The 20,655-nt window shown below is 32.9% G+C and carries 20 protein-coding genes; 6 read left to right on the top strand and 14 right to left on the bottom strand.

Annotated elements, in window-relative coordinates; genetic code table 11:
- The first annotated feature begins 15 nt into the window (after positions 1–15).
- Genes IEV72_RS12830 through IEV72_RS12820 form a run of 3 tightly spaced genes read left to right on the top strand, consistent with a single transcriptional unit; the run spans position 16 to position 3,982 of the window.
- Positions 16–2,229, top strand: coding sequence for a RelA/SpoT family protein (locus tag IEV72_RS12830; RefSeq protein WP_188459523.1), 2,214 nt, complete (start codon positions 16–18; stop codon positions 2,227–2,229).
- Positions 2,230–2,248: 19 nt separating this feature from the next.
- On the top strand, positions 2,249–2,704 hold the full coding sequence (locus IEV72_RS12825) for a Fur family transcriptional regulator (protein WP_188459522.1): 456 nt from the start codon (positions 2,249–2,251) through the stop codon (positions 2,702–2,704).
- 6 nt (positions 2,705–2,710) lie between these two features.
- Positions 2,711–3,982, top strand: a complete 1,272-nt coding sequence (locus tag IEV72_RS12820; protein WP_188459521.1) for an adenylosuccinate synthase — start codon at positions 2,711–2,713, stop codon at positions 3,980–3,982.
- A gap of 82 nt (positions 3,983–4,064) precedes the next feature.
- Here the strand turns inward: IEV72_RS12820 and IEV72_RS12815 are convergent, their stop codons facing one another.
- From IEV72_RS12815 to IEV72_RS12750, 14 genes are all read right to left on the bottom strand, one after another.
- The gene (locus tag IEV72_RS12815; RefSeq protein WP_188459520.1) at positions 4,065–4,865 is read right to left on the bottom strand and encodes a T9SS type A sorting domain-containing protein; all 801 of its coding nucleotides are present in this window, start codon (positions 4,863–4,865) and stop codon (positions 4,065–4,067) included.
- A 194-nt stretch (positions 4,866–5,059) separates the two neighbouring features.
- Complete coding sequence (locus IEV72_RS12810; RefSeq protein ID WP_194428407.1) at positions 5,060–6,289, bottom strand: T9SS type A sorting domain-containing protein; 1,230 nt, start codon at positions 6,287–6,289, stop codon at positions 5,060–5,062.
- 185 nt (positions 6,290–6,474) lie between these two features.
- Entirely contained in the window at positions 6,475–7,326 is an 852-nt protein-coding gene (locus tag IEV72_RS12805) for a hypothetical protein (RefSeq protein ID WP_194428406.1), read from the bottom strand.
- Between the two features lie 6 nt (positions 7,327–7,332).
- Positions 7,333–8,217, bottom strand: coding sequence for a hypothetical protein (locus IEV72_RS12800; protein ID WP_188459517.1), 885 nt, complete (start codon positions 8,215–8,217; stop codon positions 7,333–7,335).
- A gap of 526 nt (positions 8,218–8,743) precedes the next feature.
- Positions 8,744–9,262, bottom strand: coding sequence for a DUF6705 family protein (locus tag IEV72_RS12795; protein ID WP_188459516.1), 519 nt, complete (start codon positions 9,260–9,262; stop codon positions 8,744–8,746).
- 56 nt (positions 9,263–9,318) lie between these two features.
- A complete protein-coding gene (locus tag IEV72_RS12790) occupies positions 9,319–9,840 on the bottom strand; it encodes a DUF6705 family protein (protein ID WP_188459515.1) in 522 nt (173 codons plus the stop codon).
- 15 nt (positions 9,841–9,855) lie between these two features.
- Positions 9,856–11,214, bottom strand: coding sequence for a hypothetical protein (locus IEV72_RS12785; protein ID WP_188459514.1), 1,359 nt, complete (start codon positions 11,212–11,214; stop codon positions 9,856–9,858).
- 549 nt (positions 11,215–11,763) lie between these two features.
- Positions 11,764–13,068 carry a 30S ribosomal protein S12 methylthiotransferase RimO gene (rimO, locus tag IEV72_RS12780; protein ID WP_188459513.1) on the bottom strand — a complete coding sequence of 435 codons (1,305 nt, stop codon included), beginning with the start codon at positions 13,066–13,068 and terminating at the stop codon, positions 11,764–11,766.
- Between the two features lie 237 nt (positions 13,069–13,305).
- Positions 13,306–13,629, bottom strand: coding sequence for a DUF6122 family protein (locus IEV72_RS12775; protein ID WP_188459512.1), 324 nt, complete (start codon positions 13,627–13,629; stop codon positions 13,306–13,308).
- A gap of 95 nt (positions 13,630–13,724) precedes the next feature.
- Positions 13,725–15,053, bottom strand: a complete 1,329-nt coding sequence (locus IEV72_RS12770) for a TonB-dependent receptor (protein WP_188459511.1) — start codon at positions 15,051–15,053, stop codon at positions 13,725–13,727.
- A gap of 79 nt (positions 15,054–15,132) precedes the next feature.
- Complete coding sequence (locus tag IEV72_RS12765; RefSeq protein WP_188459510.1) at positions 15,133–15,882, bottom strand: hypothetical protein; 750 nt, start codon at positions 15,880–15,882, stop codon at positions 15,133–15,135.
- Positions 15,866–16,435, bottom strand: a complete 570-nt coding sequence (locus IEV72_RS12760; RefSeq protein WP_188459509.1) for an RNA polymerase sigma factor — start codon at positions 16,433–16,435, stop codon at positions 15,866–15,868. Before IEV72_RS12760 ends, IEV72_RS12765 begins: the two co-directional genes overlap by 17 nt.
- A 124-nt stretch (positions 16,436–16,559) precedes the next feature.
- On the bottom strand, positions 16,560–17,396 hold the full coding sequence (locus IEV72_RS12755; protein ID WP_188459508.1) for an alpha/beta fold hydrolase: 837 nt from the start codon (positions 17,394–17,396) through the stop codon (positions 16,560–16,562).
- A 61-nt stretch (positions 17,397–17,457) separates the two neighbouring features.
- The gene (locus tag IEV72_RS12750) at positions 17,458–17,862 is read right to left on the bottom strand and encodes an acyl-CoA thioesterase (protein WP_188459507.1); all 405 of its coding nucleotides are present in this window, start codon (positions 17,860–17,862) and stop codon (positions 17,458–17,460) included.
- A gap of 166 nt (positions 17,863–18,028) precedes the next feature.
- On the opposite strand from IEV72_RS12750, the gene dnaA reads away from it, so the two are divergent.
- From dnaA to IEV72_RS12735, 3 genes are read left to right on the top strand one after another with little or no spacing between them, the layout of a single operon-like run.
- On the top strand, positions 18,029–19,459 hold the full coding sequence (dnaA, locus tag IEV72_RS12745) for a chromosomal replication initiator protein DnaA (protein ID WP_188459506.1): 1,431 nt from the start codon (positions 18,029–18,031) through the stop codon (positions 19,457–19,459).
- On the top strand, positions 19,459–19,932 hold the full coding sequence (locus IEV72_RS12740; protein ID WP_188459505.1) for a low molecular weight protein-tyrosine-phosphatase: 474 nt from the start codon (positions 19,459–19,461) through the stop codon (positions 19,930–19,932). Before dnaA ends, IEV72_RS12740 begins: the two co-directional genes overlap by 1 nt.
- Positions 19,919–20,647, top strand: a complete 729-nt coding sequence (locus IEV72_RS12735; RefSeq protein WP_188459504.1) for an SAM-dependent methyltransferase — start codon at positions 19,919–19,921, stop codon at positions 20,645–20,647. Before IEV72_RS12740 ends, IEV72_RS12735 begins: the two co-directional genes overlap by 14 nt.
- Positions 20,648–20,655 lie beyond the last annotated feature (8 nt).

Here is a 20,655-nt window from a genome sequence, read left to right as displayed (position 1 = left end):
TGTTATCTTAGTAATATGGAGTTAACGCAGGAATACCTCGACAAAGAGAACAAAAAAATTGCAAAGCAATACAAAGAGTTGCTTCGCATAAGCTATCGAACGCTCTCTGATGAAGACAAAGTCATGATCAGAAAAGCTTTTGAAACTGCCGTTGAAGCCCACAAAAACCAACGCAGAAAATCTGGTGAAGCATACATTTTTCATCCCATTGCCGTGGCTAAAATTGTAGCTTCTGAAATTGGACTAGACGCCACTTCCATCACTGCTGCTTTACTCCATGATGTAGTTGAAGACACCGAATACAGTTTAGCAGATATCGAACAAATGTTTGGTGAAACTGTTGCTCGAATAGTTGATGGTTTGACTAAAATCTCTAGTCTTAAGAAAGATGGAAATATTTCGCTTCAAGCAGAAAACTTCAGAAAAATGCTGCTTACCTTAAGCGATGATGTTCGGGTAATCATCATCAAAATTGCAGATCGTTTGCACAATATGCAAACCATGGACGCTATGCGAGATGATAAGCAAGTTAAAATTGCTAGCGAAACATTATATATTTACGCTCCGCTTGCTCACAGAATTGGTTTATACAACATTAAAACTGAACTCGAAGATTTAAGTTTAAAGTATACAGAACCAGATGTCTATCAAGACATCAAAAGTAAAATACAAGATAGCAAAGAAGAACAAGATGCCTATATTACCGATTTTTCGAAGGTAATTAGTGATGCTATTGTAAAAGAAGACATTGAATTTGAAATAAAAGGAAGGTCTAAATCTATTTATTCCATTCGTAAAAAAATCATTAACCAAAATGTTACTTACGATGAAATCTACGATAAATTCGCCATCCGAATTGTTTATAAAAGTGAACCACAAAACGAAAAATTCTTAGCGTGGAAAATTTACTCTATTGTAACCGATTTCTTCAGGCCTAACCCAACCCGTTTGCGCGATTGGATTTCTTCACCAAAATCTACAGGTTACGAAGCTTTGCATATTACCGTGATGGGACCAAAAGGCAGATGGGTTGAAGTGCAAATTAGAAGCGACCGAATGAACGAAATAGCCGAAAAAGGCTACGCTGCACACTACAAATACAAACACGGAGTAGATCAAGAAGATCAAGGCATTGAAGTTTGGCTCAACCGTTTACAAGAAGCACTAGAAAATCAAGAAATGAATGCGGTAGATTTTGTAGAGCAATTCAAATTGAATTTATATGCAAAAGAAATTTTTGTATTTACTCCACAAGGAGATTTAAAATCTTTACCCAAAGGTGCAACCGCCTTAGACTTTGCCTTCCATATCCATACCGATGTGGGAACACAAACCCGTGGGGTGAAGGTAAATGGAAAATTGAGACCGCTTAGTCACGTTTTAAAAAGTGGCGATCAAGTAGAAGTAATTACTTCTAATTCTGCCAAACCCACTAATAACTGGCTAGATTTTGCCACTACAGCTAAAGCACGTTCTAAAATTAAAACGGCCTTAAAAGTCAAGAAAAAAGAAATTGCGGAAGAAGGAAAAGAAGTTTTAATAAGAAAATTACGCTCACAGAAAATTCAATTAAACGAACGAACTGTCAACGAATTGGTTAATTATTTTAAACTTAAAACCAGTTTAGATCTTTTTTATCGTGTAGGATTAGGTACCATAGACAATGCGCAAATTAAGAAGTTTGCTTCGTATAAAAACAATGCTTTTGTTTCCTTCTTCAAAAATAAAATTAGAAGGAGTCCAGTAAAAAATGAAGTTAAGGAAGATGAGATCACTGAAAATTACGACCAACTTGTTTTTGGAGACGATGAGCAAAAACTAAATTACCAAATGGCCAACTGTTGTAATCCCATTCCTGGCGATAAGGTTTTTGGATTTTTAACCGTAAGCGATGGTATGAAAGTGCATAAAAAAGATTGCCCCAATGCCATACAATTGCAAAGTAACTTTGCCTACCGAATTTATAAAGCCAAATGGATAGATTCTTCTCAAGAAGAATTTAATGCGGAATTAAAATTAACTGGGATAGATGATATTGGCTTGATAAATCAAATAACTTCAGTAATTTCTAAAAACCTGAGCGTTAATATGAAAAAAATAGCTTTTAACAGTCAGGATGGTGTTTTTATAGGAAACATTACGGTTTCAGTTAAGAATAAAAGCATTTTAAAACGTTTGACAGATCAGCTTAAAAAAATTGAAGGCATAGATAAGATTAGCCGTGAATAAAAGCTTAAATTTGTAGCTTATGACTAAAGACACAAAAATAAAAGACCAACTTGTAGTTAAAAAGGTTTTTACCCAATTTTTAGAAGATAAAGGTCACCGTAAAACTCCAGAGCGCTTTGCTATTTTACAGGAAATATACGATAGCGAAGAACATTTTGATATTGAGTCGCTTTATATTACCATGAAAAACAAGAACTATCGCGTAAGTAGAGCAACGCTTTACAATACCATAGATTTGTTGATGGATTGCGGCTTAGTTAGAAAACATCAGTTTGGTAAAAATCAAGCTCAGTACGAAAAATCGTATTTTGATAGACAACACGATCATGTTATTTTAACCGATACCAGTGAAGTGATTGAATTTTGTGACCCACGCATAGAAAGCATCAAAAAAACCATAGAAGAAGTTTTCGATATTACTATAGATCGACATTCACTTTACTTCTACGGAACCAAAAACAAACCTAAACAATAAATTTTTATGGCAGTCGATTTGCTATTAGGTCTTCAATGGGGAGACGAAGGAAAAGGAAAAATTGTTGATTACCTTACTGAAAAATACGATATTATTGCGCGATTTCAAGGTGGACCAAATGCGGGACACACTTTAGAATTTGATGGAATTAAACATGTTTTACACACCATTCCTTCAGGAATTTTTCACGAAGGAACCATAAATTTAGTTGGTAATGGCGTAGTCATCGATCCTGTGATTTTTAAACGGGAATTAGATAACCTAGCTAAATTCAATTTAGACCTGCATAAAAAACTTGTCATTTCCAGAAAAGCACATTTAATCTTACCTACACATCGTTTGTTAGATGCCGCTTCTGAAGCTGCTAAAGGAAAAGCCAAAATTGGTTCCACTTTAAAAGGTATTGGACCAACGTATATGGACAAAACCGGTAGAAACGGAATTCGCGTTGGCGATTTAGAAATGAATGACTGGCAAGAAAAATACCGAACGCTAGCCGATAAGCACGAAGCCATGATTAGCTTCTATAATGTTGATGTACAATACAATTTAAAAGAATTAGAAGAAGAGTTTTTTGCTGCTATTGAAGTATTAAAGTCTTTAAAATTTATAGACTCCGAAGAATATTTACACCAAGCACAACAAGATAACAAAAGTATTTTAGCCGAAGGCGCGCAAGGTTCTTTGTTAGACATTGACTTTGGAACTTATCCGTTTGTTACTTCATCTAATACCACCGCAGCTGGAGCTTGTACAGGTTTAGGCATTGCACCCAACAAAATTAAAAAGGTTTTTGGTATTTTTAAAGCATACACGACTCGCGTAGGAAGCGGTCCTTTTCCTACTGAATTATTTGATGAAGACGGAGCCAAAATGGCAAAAGTTGGAAACGAATTTGGTGCCACCACCGGACGCCCAAGACGTTGTGGATGGTTAGACTTAGTTGCGCTAAAATATGCCGTTCAAGTAAATGGAGTAACCGAATTAATTATGATGAAAGGCGACGTACTTAGCGGCTTTAAAACCTTAAAAGTTTGCACTGCTTATAAGTACAAAGGCGAAAAAATCACACATTTACCCTACAATATTGAAGAAGAAAATATTGAACCTATCTACACTGAATTAAAAGGATGGAAGGAAGATTTAACTAAAATGAAAGACATCAATAAACTTCCTGAAGAGTTAAATGAATACATTCAATTTATTGAAGATGAAGTTGGAGTGCCCATCAAAATTGTATCGGTTGGTCCAGATCGAACGCAGACGATTATTCGGTAAATGTACATCAAATCTTAAAATAGCAAACCTCACAGCTCTTGAAGACCTGTGAGGTTTTTAATTCATTTTCAAATTGAAACCGCTAGTCTTTAATTAACTTCTTCGTTAAACTTCCATTTTCAGTTTTCACTTTCACCAAATACATACCTTTGGCTAAGTTACTTATATCTATAGGTTGATTTTCATTGTAAGTTGAATTCAAAACTTGCTTCCCGTTTAGGTTATAGATTGTAATTTGCTCTATCTTATTTTTTTGGCTTTCCATATGCAACAAATCTTTCGCTGGATTCGGATAAATGGAAAACTCGATTTCTTCAAAATTTTCATTACTTAACGTACTTGCCCAAAAAGTAGCGACATCGCCTTCACTATTAGTTATATCTAGGTGAATTAAATCGCCTTCTTCAGTAAAAGTATAACTAAATGGCTGATAGGGATTTGAAAAATTATTTAAATCTTCAAATAAAAATTCTTCAAATAGAAAAAACTCACGAGATAATATTTCAGGCATATTGCAATCACCTAGTGGCATTGTTGTTTCTGAAATAACAAAACTTTGGTTTTGATTATCAAAATCTACTAACGATTCTAGTAATTGACAATAACCAAGAGATAACGAGAAATTGTTGTTACCAAAATCAAAAAAATCAGCTAAAATAATCATGTCGTTTGGAACTACTAAAGTAGAATCAGCTGTAACCACTTGTTCTAATTTCCAATTATGGTCTAAAATAGGTTCATTTTGAGCATTTAATTGAAATGATATTAATATAATGCAGGTTATTAAAAAAAAAATACAATTCTTGGTGTTGCGGTGTTGCGGTGTTGCGATGTTGCGATGTTGCGATGTTGCGATGTTGCGATGTTGCGATGTTGTTTTCATAATAGTAAATTTTAATTATTGCTTGAAATTACATAAATTTTTATTAATAATTAAGTTTAATCACAAATAAATTGTTAAATAATTCGGGTAATTGAATTTCAACTTAAGCATCATATCAATATAGTAGGATAAAAAGGGATCTACCAAGTCTTGAAGACCTGTGATGTTTTTAATTCATTCTCAAATTGAAACCGCTAATCTTTAATTAACTTCTTCGTTAAACTTCCGTTTTCTGTTTGCACTTTTACCAAATACATACCTTTGGCTAAGTTACTTACATCTATAGGTTGATTTTCATTGTAAGTTGAATTCAAAACTTGCTTCCCGTTTAGGTTATAGATTACAATTTGATCTATCTTATTTTGTTGGCTTTCCATATGCAACAAATCTTTCGCTGGATTGGGATAAAATGTAAACTCATTAAAATAATTATCCGAAACTGAAAATGCGCAATTGGTTGTGGATACTTCAACATTTTCAGCAACATAATAACTTTCAGCCAAAGCTACTTCTTCTCCTTCATCAATACAAACAAATGCAAGCGCTGGCAAATTAGAGAAATCAAAACTAAAATATGGCATACTATCTGGCGAAGAGTAAGATATGGCTCCGTTTTTCATATTGATATAGTTCAAATTGGGATTTGATGGACAATATAGCTCAGTGAAGTTCGGGTTTTGAGTACCGTCAATATTTTCGATTAAGTTACCACCGATATGCAATGCAAACAGAGCATCTAAACCACTTAAGTCAATAGTGGTCAATTCATTATTTGAAATATAAAAATTCATTAAATCTGCTAAATGATTTACGTCCACTTCACTTAAGTTATTGTAGCTTAAATCTATATCAGTTAAGTTTTGTGTTTGAGAAAAATCTATTGTAGAAAGTTGGTTGTTCCCGAAATATAAAGCTTCTAAACTGATTAAATCTGATAGATCTAAATCTTCTATGAAATTATTATTAAGCCAAATAAACCACATATTAGTTAATCCTGATAAATCGATTTCAGTTAATTGATTTGAATATGCCCAAATCCGTTCTAACTGGCTTAAACCATCAACTTGTATAGAAGAAAGTTGATTGTTTTGACACAACAAAGATTCCAATTGCGTTAAACTAGTTACATCTAGAGTGGTAAGCGCATTTCCTTGGCAATGCAAAGATGATAAGTTAATAAAATACTGTATGCCTTCTAAACTTTGAATTTTGTTAGGGTCAGGAACAGAAGTCGAAACACTTAAACTACTGATTGCTTCAGCTTCAGATTGTTGGATAACACCATCTCCATTGGTATCCACTCCTACTTCAATAAGTCGATTTAAAAAAATAGGATCGGGAATGCTAACAGTTTGAGCATTCATTGAAATAAAAGATGCAAAAAATAGAACTACTAAACCTATTTTGAAAAAAAGCGGTTTCAAATAAAAATTTTTAGAAAAGACACTTTGATTTGTAGTAGTTTTCATAATACTTTGAATTATTGATGTTTAAATTTATATAAATTATGGCAAACACCACAGAATCAGCAGAAATATTTTAAAGTGAATTCATTTTTTGGATAGTTAGTAAATAAAATAAACCTTTTACAAAATATAATCAAAAGGTTTTATTTCACTCGTTCTAGTTGTAATCTAACTTTTACAACAAATTCAAGCTCTTCTACATTAACCCTGTAAAACCTATGTTCTATATTACCATCAACTTTTTTCGAAATAATACCAGTTACATTCATAGCAGAAGGATTATTTTTAGCATCACCCGTTTTAAAATGTGTATCTCCAGAAAACCGATTCAATCTAACTACGATATAATGAGCCTGCTCATTTCTAACTTCATAATTTAAGTTACTTAAGTCAATTTGTAATTTATGTGAGCCTCTCTTTTTTACTTGATAGATTAAATCTTCTTCGTTTATTTTTCTAATTATTTTTAAACCATCATCTACTTCATAAAGCCTCACAAGAAATTTACTTTTATAGCTCGAGCTATGAAATAAAATTCTTCCTTTAATGGGAATTTCCAAAGCATAAATTTTAACTGGTTTCAGACTATCTATGCCAATAGCAACGGCAACACCTATACCAATTCCCATTGGCAGCTTATTTCCCTTTTCTGCTCCAATCCAAAAAAGATTTTTTTTATCCGTTAATACAACTTCGTCTAGGTCTTGACTGAGCTCTACTTCAATTATATTGGAATTAAAACTGGCCTTTGAAATTTTCATTTTCTGAAAATTAGCATTCAATTGTATGGAGTCAGATGCTAGTATCAATTTCTTATCCAAACTTACTTTGGCTTCATCATCTGCATAAAAATGATTGGTCTTACTCTTGCTAAAAATAGTGATGTAATAATCTTCTAAAAGTGCTGCATTGGTTTGGTTATAAAATTGATATTCTTGGTTTTGAGCAAAGCAACTAAAGCTTAATAAAAAAACTAAACACCTAAATAAAATCATATCCATTTATTCATCTAAATCTTCAAAAATAAGTTGTACTAAAGGTAAACCAGTTTCATCAAACCATTTTCTTTCAATTTTTAGTGATTCTTCTCCATGCAAGGAGTAAATACTATGTAGAGATGGCTTCTCATTTAATAAATCTTCTTTACTTCGTTGATACTGTTGCATTAAAATACCATTATCTAAAGCTTCAAAACCAAAAACTAAAAAATTAAAGTCTTTATAGTTTATATCAAACTCTCGTAAATCTACTTCAAACCATTTAGGTATTTTATTTGGAATTTTAAAAATTAATTCTTTGCCTAATAAATTATCAATTCGCTTGTTTTTTCTATCTTTTTGATATCCCTTTAGAAACACCTTAAACCGTTTGCCTTTACTAGAATATCCATGAACTAACTTATTTCCTTTTCTAAACTGATAACGAATTCCTACTAATTTTAAGTCTTCAGGTAAACGATGCGTTGGCAAATCTAATAAAGCTGATTGCCCTTTTGCGTATCTGTGAGGAACTTCGTTCTTTTGATTTGGACCTACATATACGTGTTTTTTGGTTTTTACCACAACCTCGTCTAGTCCTAACCCACTTTTTAAAGCAATGGTTTTATTTTCAAAATCAGCTTTTTCTAAAAAGATTTTATAAAACGAAAAGGAAGCAGTAATAGAGTCAGCTTCAATAATAAAATCTTCTGGAATAAAAAGCTTAGAATTTGTTGTCACTAATTTTTGTTGTTTTTCTTCTAAATAAAAACGCAATATAATTTCTTCATCTCCAAATTCTTTTGGATACACAAATCTATATTCCTGCTGTGCTAAACAAGAATAAGTCATAAAAGTTAAAAACATAGGTATTAACCAATTGGCTATACCTATGCTTATCTTGTACATGTTATATAACATTATAATTTATTGATAACCATCATTAACCCAATCTGAATAGGTGCATGGTATATTATTCCAAGTATCAGTACCCCAAGAAATCCAAATCCTTCTTATCTTAATAGTTGCTGAAAAAGAGAATCCAATTACGCTGTGTGTGTGTGTGTGTGTGTGTGTAAAAAACTCATACTTCATAACTTACATTAATTATGAAACAACTTTACACATTATATTTTTAAATTTTTGCAGAAAATCTGCAAAAATTGACCAATTATTTTTCGTATGGTAGAACTACAATTTGAGTTAAAGTTTTGTTAACAAGCAAAAAAGGGTTATATAAACAATTAAAAAAATATCCTTCGATGGGAAACCTGCAAGGTCTCTGAGACCTTGCAGGTTTATTTCATTTTGTTAGCATAAAAAATAAAATTTTGTTAATGAAAAAACAATCGCATCATACCAATGGATTTTTTAAAATCTTTCTTCAACAAAAACCCTGCAAGCGTTTTGAACGCTTGCAGGGTAGACTTTTTGCTTACTCCTTTAATTTAGTTAATACCATCTCGGTGACGGTAAAACCTTTTTGATCATTGTTAGGATTGTAGCCTTCTTTAAGCTTCCATTGGGCTTGGTTTTCGCCAATAAGCTCAAAATATAATGAGCCATACTTTTGATAAGTATAATCCCAAAATCTAAATCTAATTTTTCCTGTAGACAAAACTTCTAGTCTTGATTCTTTAGCATAACACATAATCATACCATCATTGTTATACACATCTGTTATCTCTCCTAAATAGTACTCACCAACTAATTTATCAATATATAATCCATTAATTGCTGTTTTCTTTTTAGAGATAATAAACTTAAACTGCTTCCCGTTTATTTCATAAACCCAAGTCCCTATGTATTTATTGATTAAGCTTGGGTCGGTTTTATAGTAAGTTCCTTTTTCTACGTTTTGTATTTTTTTGCCTTGTTTTAAAATTACTTCTTGGGCATTCATCAAAGCTATATTAGCAAAGATACTCAGTACTACGATTAATATTTTTTTCATCTTGTTTTGTAGAAAACCTGCAAGGATTTTGATTCCTTGCAGGTTAAAATGTTAATTTACTCCTTTAATTTAGTTAATACCATCTCGGTGGGTACAGTAAAACCTTTTTGGTCTGTAAATGCATTATAAGTTTCTTTAAGCTTCCATTGGGCTTGGTTTTCGCCAATAAGCTCAAAATATAATGAACCATACTTTTGGTAAGTATAATCCCAAAATCTAAATCTGAGCTTGCCTGTAGCAAGTACTTCTAGACCATACTCTTTAGCATGGCATTCATAAACATCAGGATCATTATATACATCTGTTATTTTTTCCAAATGGTACTCTGCTACTAAACGGTCTATAAAAACGCCTCCTACTGCTGTTTTCTTTTTAGAGATAATAAATTTAAATTGCTCTCCATTTACTTCATAAACCCAGGTGCCTATATACTTATTCATTAAGCTTGGGTCGGTTTTATAGTAAGTGCCTTTTTCTACATTTTGTACTTTTTTGCCTTGTTTTAAAATTACTTCCTGAGCATTCATTAATGCTACATTAGCAATAATACTTAGTACTACGATTAATATTTTTTTCATCTTTTTTATATTTTATTAATTACAATCTACCTCAACGGTTTCGGTGTTGGCTTTGTTTCTTTTAATTTCCTTCCAATCATCAAAATTTTCGTTTCCTTTAAATAAACTTAACCCAGAATTTTCTATTGCCTGTAAAACTGACAGTTCCCTTGCAGTAATTGAATCTATACCATATACTTCATTTAATAAATAATATTGAGCACCAATCTGCAAATCAAAATCATTATACGCGTTTAGTAATGTGCTTTGTCCAAACTGTGCAAAAGTTACAGGATCATTAATCATGAGCGTATAGGATGTTCCGTGAGCCGTAACAACCATCATTATAAATGTACTTGTGTTATTAATGTGTCCATCATTATAAAGTTGAAACAAAGCTAATATATCATCTGGTGAAAAAATAGAACTTCCGTTAGGCAAAACATGCGTATGCATAAATCCATCAATAGAACCATTGACGCTGAAGTTAATTTCATCTGCGTTTGGTTCTCCTTCAATAGAATCAAAAGCCACACCATCATGATTAATTAAATAGCCTGTTTCACGGTCTAAACTAGTGTTGTTTTGCATTTCAACTAATTTTTCTTTGAGTTCATTATCATTCTCCATACTATTCATCTCATCACATGGGTCTTGATCATCGTCGGCATCATCGTTTTCATCGTTGTTTGGATTGTTAGCGCTACCACTACCTCCGCCGCCGTAGTTCCAGTCATTACTACTATCGCCATCACCACCTCCATCAATAGGATAAAGTATAGTTATTGATACGTATTTTATAGGTGGTGTAGGCGTAACAACTACTTCGTCTAATTGACACCATGAGCACACCGTGAAAACACAATCTTCACAGCCATCATTTTCATTGATAGATTTATTAAAGCTTTTGCTACTTATACTTTTATTGACATAGTTTAAGTATTCTGATACTAATATATCATTTTCAATTTTAAAAGCTTTAATAAAGTTACCGTCTAAATCTGTAATTAACATATCTCCAGAAAATACATTTTGGTCTGTATTATCATTTAGTGATAGAGTAACTACAACATTCTCAAGCACTCCATTCACTTCCAACAAAAGCACTCTACTGTAAGAATCAGGAAGCAGAGTGTTGACATTAATTACTGCAAGTTCTTCATCGCTATTGGTAATTTCTTCATAATCGATTTCAGAATCATATGAAGTTATAAAACTATCATTAGTTTTGGCCGTCTTTTCATTTTGTTTTTCCAAAAAATTAAACACTTTATCGCTTGGCGCAGTGTTGAAATTTGATTTTTCAAAATTATTAAATTCATCTTTTTCACAAGAATAAGATAGAAATATAAGTATTAAAATTAAAGCTTTAATACCACTAGAATTATGTTTCATTATATTGAATGATTTTAGTTAATTAAAAAAATTATTTAGCCTACCTAAAGAAGTATTATTAAGTAAATATCTTCTAAAGATTTATCCCATAAATAATTTATTAAGTAAAATCGCGACAACGCAAATACTGAAAAATCCAGTTACGCTGTGTGTGTGTGTGTGTGTGTGTGTGTAAAAAACTCATATTCCATAACTTACATTAATTATGAAACAACTTTACACATTATATTTTTAAATTTTTGCAGAAAATCTGCAAAAATTAACCAACTTTTTTTCGTATGGCAGAGCCGTAATTTGAGTTAAATTTTTGTTAACAACGAAAAAAGGGTTATATAAACAATTAAAAAAATATCCTTCGATGGGAAACCTGCAAGGTCTCAGAGACCTTGCAGGTTTATTTCATTTTGTTAGCATAAAAAATAAAATTTTGTTAATGAAAAAACAATCGCATCATACCAATGGATTTTTTAAATTCTTTCTTCAACAAAAACCCTGCAAGCGTTTTGAACGCTTGCAGGGTTTTTTATATTGTTAGAATTAAAATAATACCTAAACCACCGGCTCCGCATACAAATCAAAGTCGGCTGCATCTGTGATTTTTACCTGGGTAAAATCGCCTACTTTTATATAATGTTTAGACGCATCAACCAAAACTTCGTTGTCTACGTCAGGCGAATCAAATTCGGTTCTGCCTACAAAATAATTACCTTCTTTTCTATCGAAAACGCAGGTAAACTCCTTGCCTATTTTTTCTTGGTTTTGTTCCCAAGAAATTTGCGATTGAATTTCCATGATTTCATTGGCGCGTTGCATTTTTACTTCCTCAGGAACATCGTCTACTAAATTGTAAGCATGCGTATTTTCTTCATGCGAATAGGTAAAACAACCCAAGCGCTCAAAACGCATTTCTTGCACCCAAGCTTTCAATTCCTGAAAATCTGCTTCGGTTTCACCTGGATAACCCACAATTAAAGTGGTTCTAATCGCCATTCCTGGCACTTTTTCTCGAAACTTATACAGTAAATCGGTTGTTTTTTTGTGGTTGGTTCCACGTCGCATCGATTTCAATAACTTATCAGAAATATGCTGTAACGGAATATCGATATAATTACACACTTTTGGCTCTTCTCGAATTACATCCAACACATCTTCTGGAAAACCTGTTGGAAAAGCATAATGCAAACGAATCCATTCAATGCCATCTACTTTCACCAAGTTTTGTAGCAACTCGGCTAAGTTTCGTTTTTTGTATAAATCAAGACCGTAATAGGTTAAATCTTGTGCGATTAAAATGAGCTCTTTTACACCATTGGCGGCTAATTTTTTAGCTTCTTCAACCAATTCTTCAATGGGTTTAGACTTGTGTCCACCACGCATTAACGGTATAGCACAAAACGAACACGGACGGTCGCAACCTTCTGCAATTTTTAAATAGGCATAATTTTTCGGAGTGGTCGTTAATCGTTCGCCGATGAGTTCGTGTTTGTAATCGGCACCCAAAGCTTTCAATAAAGCTGGTAATTCTGTTGTGCCAAAATACTGGTCTACACTTGGTATTTCCTTTTGCAAATCGGGCTTGTAGCGTTCTGACAAACATCCGGTTACAAAAACTTTATCTACTAAACCATCTTCTTTTTGCTGTACAAAATCTAGAATGGTATTTACCGATTCTTCCTTGGCGTTATCAATAAAACCGCAGGTGTTAATCACCACCACGTTGCCTTCCTGCTCGTGAACAACTTCTTTGTTATTGGCTTTCAGTTGGCCCATCAATACTTCAGAATCGTAGATGTTTTTACTGCAACCCAAGGTTACCACATTAATTTTATTTTTCTTTAAAGACTTTGTACGCATAGCAAAATTTTGGTTTGCAAAGATACAATCTAAACTTCAATTAAAATCTTAATTACTAGTGGATTATTTGGGCGTTCCCTTGCCACAAAAGCAAGGTCAGGCTTTCACGCCAAGTACGCAGCCAAAGCCAAGTTTTATGGTACCACAATAGCTTCGTAAAGTCGCTTGTGTAGTACACAACAACTATTGGCTTTTGCTTTGCGGGCTTTCTGTTCAATCCTTAACGCAATCCGTAGGTTACAGGTAAGCATTCCACAAACAATCCAACCCATCGGTAAACATGTGGAAAAGTAAACCGATAAAAATTAAACGTAAAATAGCATGTTTTACAAAAATAGCTCCTAAGAAATAAACCGCAATCATTGGATACGAATGAAAAGTATGAAAGCCAATACTACATCTATCAGGATCAAAAATAGGATTTGCCCACAGATGATCTACATCTACTAACATCGTTGCAAATAAAATTAAATAAGCCTTAAACCATTTTTTGGGCCAGTACACATAAGCAATAATACCAATGGCCCCAAAATGCAGGAGGTAATGTATAAAGGTTTGCAAAAGAACAAATTTATAAAGCACAAAAATACACTTACTTTGTTTTTAAAAACAAAAAAGCGCCCTTTTAAAAAGGACGCTTTACAGATTGATAAAGGCTAATTTAAATCAAAACGTACTCCAAATTGAATGTTGTGCGTATCTACAATATTGTCTGTAAACATGGGGTTTAAGTTATATTGTGCATAAAATGAAAATTCATCCCAACCCACATACGCACTTAAACCATAAAGCAGATTGGTGGTATTAAAGTCGTCACGAATTCGTTCTTTTATGCGTTGACCATTTTCATTAGTATATTTCAGTTTATTGGTGTTTAGCAAGTTAAGCCCAACAAAGCCACCCAAACCAACTTTAAAATCATGATCAGAATAATAACGAGCTCCTTTGCTGTTGGTTTTTATTCCGTTACTGCCTAGTTGCAAATGCAGTGGAAAAATTAAATTGTCCATTCTAAATTTGTTTTTTCGCAAGTTAAAATCGAATTCTTCTATATTGGTTTGGTCTCCGTTTACAGCAAACACATTATTACCTTCTGGTTTTAAACCATTAAACTGAAATGAAAATCCGTATTTTACACTTAACCAACCCACATTTTTAAAAACACGGCTTTCTCTTGCATAACCAATTTCAAATGTTCTGCTACCACCAAATCGAATTCCAGAATCATCCAAAGAGCCGCCATCAGTTAATGCATTATTAAATCCCAAAGCAAGTACCAACCCATCTGTGCTGCGTGAGCCTTTTACCTTACTCACATCTGTTTGTTCTAAATTTTCTGGTGTTGGTGGTGAGTTTGGGTCTTCTGGATTTGGTGGTGTTGGTGGAGTTGGCGCAGTGGTAATTTTATATTTTCTTTCTTCATATTGTTTTTTGCGCATTGCTTTCATTTCTTCTCTAGCTTCAAGCAATTCTTCTCTTTTTGCTTCTACTTCCTTTCGCTTTGCTTTCAAGGCTGCATATTCTTCATGATCGCTAAGTTGTAAATCTTCAAATACATTACCTAATACTTCTAAAACTTCAAATAATCCTTCAAGATCTTCGGTAGGCAAATCTAATTCTAGTTCGTCAAGATCAATTTCCGAAAAATCTAAGGGATAATCGTTTCGCTTCAGATAAAGCGTGTATGAATCGACAATTTGGGTTAAATCGCTGATGTTCTGCGCTGCTATTTCTGAAGCTTCAATTTTTAGTTGTTGAGCTGTTTTCTCATCGATTTCACCTGTTTCAACTTGAGCATTAATGTTTTCAATTTTTTGTTTTAAAACTTCTTTTTCAAAGGTCTCAATACGTTCTAGTAAAGCTTGATAATCTGCTTTTTCGGTCTCGGTAAATGCATACTCTTCAGTTACCTGAGCGAAGGAAGTTGCACAATTCAGTGAAAAAAGAACAATTAAAAATGAGATAATTAGTAATTTGGGTTTCATGATTTTTAGTTTAAAATTAGAAATAGTTTAGTTTGTAGATGCTTGCATCTAATTGGAAATAGTACGTAATAATTGAATTTTATTTTAGGCTTACTAAAGCAGATTCAAGGTTTTCATAATTTGCTTTTACAAAATGCCACACTCGTTTTTTCAGGTTATCTTTAGAAAGGTCTTCTTCAACTTCAGCCAGCAAATCGCTTGCTTGTGCAAATTCATAAAGTTGATTGTATTCTACTTCCTGAATAATTTGTTTTGCTTCGGCTAACAATAAGTCAGCTTCGTCTTTTGCGCTAAGATTTAAGCTTGTTGAAGAACTAGCGGCTAACTCTGCTTCCACTTCAGTTAATAGTTCCTTTGCTTTTAGATTAACATCCGTATTTGTATTGGTTTCTAGTTGGTTTTGTGTTTCATTTTTTGTAGAAACCATTTGTGTTGTTTTTCTATTTAAAGTTTGTTTTGAAACAGATTTTTTAGGACTTAATATAGATTCCTGTTCATCTATATCTTGCTTAACCGGTTCAGTTTCTTTAAGGCTTAAAGTCGATTCAGATTCTAAAAACAAGGCTGCTGGGAAAACGGATTCTTCCTGAGATGAATCAAAATTTTCCGTTGCAGTAGCTTGGCTTTGATGTTGTATTGAAGTAGTTGGTAAGCTTACAAAAACTACAAAACCAATTAAACTTGCTGCTACCAGACTAAAAATAAATTTCTTTTTTAGTTTGTTTTTACTTTTGCTTTCTAAACCTGACTCGATGGCTAGCCATGCTTCATCAGACGGAGTAATGCTTCGGTTGCGAAGTTCATTTCTCCAATTATTCTGCTCTTTCATTTGCTTTCTTTTTAGTTTGTATGGCTTCAGCTATACATTTTCTTGCCTTAAACAACTGCGATTTTGAAGTGCTTTCTGCTATAGAAAGTAAGTCTGCAATCTCTTTGTGACGGTATCCTTCTACTTCATACATCACGAAAATCATTTTATATCCTGATGGTAATTGATCGATTAATTCTTGCGCTTCTTCTACTCTACTTAAATCTTCAATTGCTTCAACTTCGCTTGGCTTTTCATGAATGCGAAAATCGTCTATCGGAAATTCTACTTTTTTCTGGCTTCGTAAAAAATCGATACTTTCTCTTACCATAATTTTTCGAAGCCAGCCTTCAAAACTTCCCTGAAATTTGAAGTTTTTGAGTTGTGCAAAAGCTTTTAAAAAACCTTTAGACATCACATCTTCTGCGTACTGTAAATCTTTAACGTACATTCTGCAAACGCTCAGCATTTTACCAGAAAATTCTTTATACAATTGAAATTGTGCTTTTCTGTTGTTTTGAATGCAAGCTTTTATGCATTTTTTGTGTTGATGATGTAAGTCTATTATTTTCATTTTCTGAATGACATCTATTACATAGACGAGAGTTAATTGAAAAAGGTTGCCTGAATTTTATAAAAATTAAAAAACCTGACCAAAAACAGCCAGGCTTAACATTTATAAAGCTAATTTTCAAGGATTAATCTCCAATAAATTTTTCTAAAATTGAATTTAACTCTTGATGATGTGTAAAAGTTACTCCATGAGGTGCTCCTTTCAGCACTTCAAATTGTGCTCCTTTAATTATTTCAGCTGCTTTTTTACCCGAAACTTCTACAGGTACAATAGCATCATCATCTCCGTGTACAATAAGTGTGGGCACATCAAATTTCTTACAATCTGCTCTAAAATCTGTCTTTCCAAATGCATCTACACAATCTAAGGTTGCTTTTCTTGAAGCTGAACAAGCTACATACCAATTGTAATCTACTTGCGCCTGACTAACGCTGTCTTTATTTTTTTCTAAGTTAACAAAGTTTTTACCAAAATCTTTAAAAAAGGCAGGTCTATCTTTGGCAATACCTTCTTTCATGCCTTCAAAAACAGAAATATCTACTGCATTAGGATTATCATCGGTTTCTAACATAAAAGGCACTACAGAAGAAATTAAAACAGCTTTTGCAATTCGTTTGGTTCCATATTTGCCGATGTAGCGAGCAACTTCTCCGCCTCCCATAGAAAAACCAGCTAAGATTACGTTATCGAGCTCTAGATCTTCAATTAAATCGTTTACGTCTTTGGCTAAATCATTATAAGTATAGCCATTCCAAGGTTTAGAGCTATCTCCAAATCCGCGTCTATCGTATGTAATTACTCGGTAACCTGCGTTAACTAGAAAAGGAACTTGATGTTCCCACATAGCATGACTTAGGGGCCAACCATGAATTAAAATAATGGGTTGTCCTTGACCATAATCTTGATAAGCTAATTGCACTGCAGAACCTTTTTCTATACTGGTTGTTTTTAAGTAATTCATGTTGTCATTATATTTATAAATTCACTTTAAAATTAAAAAAAATAGTGGAACAAAACTTTAATTAATACCCAAATTTCTTGAGTAAAAATGCTGGGCATCGCATTGGTTTTTTGGTTTTAGCGTCAACAAAAACTAAGGTGGTAGAAGCTTCAATAAGCAATTGTTTATTTTGGTTGTTAAAAATTTTATACAAAAAAGTGATTCTCACTTTGGGTTGTTCTTTTAGTTGTGTTTCAACTTCTAAAACATCTCCAAATTTAGCTGAAGCTAAATAAGAAATTTGCAAATTGTATACAGGCAGTAAAATACCTTGATCTTCCATTTTTTGATAATGTAAACCAAATTGATGCAACCAACTTACTCTCCCTAATTCTAAATATTGTGGGTAAACTCCATGATGAACAACCCCCATTTGGTCTGTTTCTGCATACCTAACTTCTATTTCTGTACTTGAAATTTTTTTCATTTTTATCAATGTTAAAATTTTGTGAAAACTTTTTTTGTAGTATCCGAAAAAAAAAGGAGAAATTCAATAGCAAATTAATTTTTTATTACATTATTTGTTCACATATTTGTGCTTGCAAAATAAGAGATTCACTTATTCACTTTTTAACAAAACAAGATTCATTAATATGGCTAAAACTGCGGAAACGGTATGGAACAATTGTCTAAAATTTATCGAGGACAATATTTCTCCGCAAGCCTACAAAACTTGGTTTGAGCCGGTTTTGGCTGTTAAATTGCAAGATCAATCTCTTAGTATTCAAGTTCCGTCTAAGTTTTTTTACGAATGGTTAGAAGAGCATTATTTTAATTTATTAAAGGTTGCTTTAACAAAAGAAATTGGCAAAGGCGCCAAACTTTTGTATATCATTAAGATGGAAAATAGAGCAGGCAGTAGTCAATCTTTTACTGAAAAAATACCGAGTTCGCATCGCGGAAAAGTTTCTTCACAAGATGTTAATATGAAGGTAACTTCTAAAAGTCCAGAATTAAAAAATCCATTTGTAATTCCTGGAATTAGAAATTTAAAAATAGACTCACAGCTCAACGCCAATTATAATTTTGATAACTTTTTAGAAGGAGAATCCAACCGTTTAGCTCGATCTGCTGGAAAAGCAATTGCCAATAAACCGGGAGGAACTTCATTCAATCCATTATTGGTTTTTGGTGGAAGCGGTTTAGGAAAAACACATTTAGCTCATGCTATTGGTGTTGATATTAAAGAGAAATACCCAGACAAAACTGTTCTTTATATTTCGGCAGAAAAATTTACGCAACAATACATCGATTCTGCTATAAAGAGAAAAAACTTAAACGATTTTATTCATTTTTATCAATTAATAGATGTTTTAATTGTTGACGATATACAGTTGTTATCTGGAAAAATGAAAACCCAAGAAGCATTTTTCCATATTTTTAACCATTTGCATCAAAATGGAAAACAGGTAATTTTAACTAGCGACAAAGCTCCTGTAGACATGCAAGAAATTGAACAGCGCTTGCTTTCAAGGTTTAAATGGGGTTTATCTGCAGAATTACAAGTGCCAGATTATTACACACGTAGAAAAATTATTGAAAGTAAATTGTATCGTGATGGCGTTGAAATGCCTGAAGACATTATAGACTACGTTGCTAAAAACATTAAAAGTAACATACGCGAATTAGAAGGTGCAATTATTTCGTTAATCGCACATTCTTCGTTCAGCAAAACTGAAGTAGATATTGAACTTGCTCAAAAAATAGTTTCTAATTTTGTAAGAAAAACAAAGAAGGACGTTTCTATAGATCAAATTCAAAAAACTGTAAGCGAATACTTCAATATGGATATTGAAACGCTTCAATCTAAAACTAGAAAAAGACACATTGTTCAAGCTAGACAAATTGCAATGTATTTTGCTAAGAAAATGACAAAATCTTCTTTAGCAAGCATTGGAAAACAAATTGGCAGCAGAGACCATGCAACTGTACTTCATGCCTGTAAAACGGTAGATAACTTACAAAGTACAGATAAAGAATTTAAAAAATACGTAGAAGATTTAACTTCTAAACTCAAAAACTAATGGCTAAAACCAAAGTTTTAATGGTTTGCTTAGGGAATATTTGTCGATCTCCTTTAGCTGAAGGTATTTTAAAAAATAAAGTAAACCCAGATTTAGTTGATGTTGATTCTGCTGGAACTTCGGCAGAACACGCAGGAGAATTGCCAGACCCTCGCTCTATTAATGTAGCTCAAGTAAACGGACTAGATATTACAGACCAACGTTCTAGGCAATTCATCAAATCAGATTTTGATAAATTTGATTTTATTTATGTAATGGACCAACAAAATTTCAAAAATGTAATGCAACTTAGTCCTTCTAGAGAATCATCTAAAAAAGTGAATTTAATTTTAAATAGCATCGCTCCAAATACCAATGCTGAAGTGCCCGACCCATATTATGGTGGAGAAAATGGTTTTAAAAATGTTTACAAGATGTTAGACGAAGCCTGCGACCAAATAGCTAAAGAATTGAATACAAATGCCAACGCATAAACAAGAATTTGAAAAGGGAAAACTATTTTTAATTCCATCTAGATTAGGTGAACAACCTCCTTTGGAAGTCTTACCGCTTTCTATCCGAAAAAAAATAAATGACATTGATACCTATATTGCTGAAAACGAAAAAGTAACTCGCGCTTTCATCAAAAAAATTGTTCCTGGAAAGCCCCAAAGCGATTTAACTTTTTTTCTTTTAAATAAATTCACAAAAGATATAGAAATTCCTGCATTTTTAGATCCTTGTAAAAACGGTAAAGATGTAGGCATGGTATCTGATGCAGGCTGTCCAGGTATTGCAGACCCAGGTTCTCAAATAGTAAATTTAGCACACCAATACAACATTAAAGTAGTTCCTTTAGTTGGTCCATCTTCCATATTACTCGCCTTAATGGCAAGTGGCATGAATGGACAGAACTTTGCGTTTAATGGTTACCTACCTATTGATAAAAGCGAATGCAAAAGCAAAATTAAACAACTAGAAAAACGATCGATCAAAGAAAACCAATCGCAAGTTTTTATCGAAACTCCATATCGCAACGATCAAATGTTTGAACTTTTGCTTAAAACGCTTCAACCTAACACCAAACTTTGTATAGGATGTGAATTAACACTATCTACAGAATACATTCAAACAAAAAGTGTGAGCGAATGGCAAAACATAAAATTAGATTTGCATAAAAAACCTTGCATCTTTATAATTCAACAATAATTTAGGAA

It is taken from the genome of Psychroflexus planctonicus (assembly GCF_014640195.1).
Classification (GTDB): Bacteria; Bacteroidota; Bacteroidia; order Flavobacteriales; family Flavobacteriaceae; genus Psychroflexus; species Psychroflexus planctonicus.
This window is presented reverse-complemented; position numbering and strand designations above follow the sequence as displayed.

Coding starts and splice junctions, on each gene's coding strand:
- rimO (WP_188459513.1), bottom strand. CDS start 13,068: ATGCGTACAAAGTCTTTAAAGAAAAATAAAATTAATGTGGTAACCTTG.
- IEV72_RS12750 (WP_188459507.1), bottom strand. CDS start 17,862: ATGAAAAAAATTTCAAGTACAGAAATAGAAGTTAGGTATGCAGAAACA.
- IEV72_RS12820 (WP_188459521.1), top strand. CDS start 2,711: ATGGCAGTCGATTTGCTATTAGGTCTTCAATGGGGAGACGAAGGAAAA.
- IEV72_RS12760 (WP_188459509.1), bottom strand. CDS start 16,435: ATGAAAATAATAGACTTACATCATCAACACAAAAAATGCATAAAAGCT.
- IEV72_RS12740 (WP_188459505.1), top strand. CDS start 19,459: ATGGCTAAAACCAAAGTTTTAATGGTTTGCTTAGGGAATATTTGTCGA.
- IEV72_RS12755 (WP_188459508.1), bottom strand. CDS start 17,396: ATGAATTACTTAAAAACAACCAGTATAGAAAAAGGTTCTGCAGTGCAA.
- IEV72_RS12735 (WP_188459504.1), top strand. CDS start 19,919: ATGCCAACGCATAAACAAGAATTTGAAAAGGGAAAACTATTTTTAATT.
- IEV72_RS12800 (WP_188459517.1), bottom strand. CDS start 8,217: ATGTACAAGATAAGCATAGGTATAGCCAATTGGTTAATACCTATGTTT.
- IEV72_RS12765 (WP_188459510.1), bottom strand. CDS start 15,882: ATGAAAGAGCAGAATAATTGGAGAAATGAACTTCGCAACCGAAGCATT.
- IEV72_RS12785 (WP_188459514.1), bottom strand. CDS start 11,214: ATGAAACATAATTCTAGTGGTATTAAAGCTTTAATTTTAATACTTATA.
- IEV72_RS12825 (WP_188459522.1), top strand. CDS start 2,249: ATGACTAAAGACACAAAAATAAAAGACCAACTTGTAGTTAAAAAGGTT.
- IEV72_RS12805 (WP_194428406.1), bottom strand. CDS start 7,326: ATGATTTTATTTAGGTGTTTAGTTTTTTTATTAAGCTTTAGTTGCTTT.
- IEV72_RS12830 (WP_188459523.1), top strand. CDS start 16: ATGGAGTTAACGCAGGAATACCTCGACAAAGAGAACAAAAAAATTGCA.
- IEV72_RS12790 (WP_188459515.1), bottom strand. CDS start 9,840: ATGAAAAAAATATTAATCGTAGTACTAAGTATTATTGCTAATGTAGCA.
- IEV72_RS12770 (WP_188459511.1), bottom strand. CDS start 15,053: ATGAAACCCAAATTACTAATTATCTCATTTTTAATTGTTCTTTTTTCA.
- IEV72_RS12815 (WP_188459520.1), bottom strand. CDS start 4,865: ATGAAAACAACATCGCAACATCGCAACATCGCAACATCGCAACATCGC.
- IEV72_RS12795 (WP_188459516.1), bottom strand. CDS start 9,262: ATGAAAAAAATATTAATCGTAGTACTGAGTATCTTTGCTAATATAGCT.
- dnaA (WP_188459506.1), top strand. CDS start 18,029: ATGGCTAAAACTGCGGAAACGGTATGGAACAATTGTCTAAAATTTATC.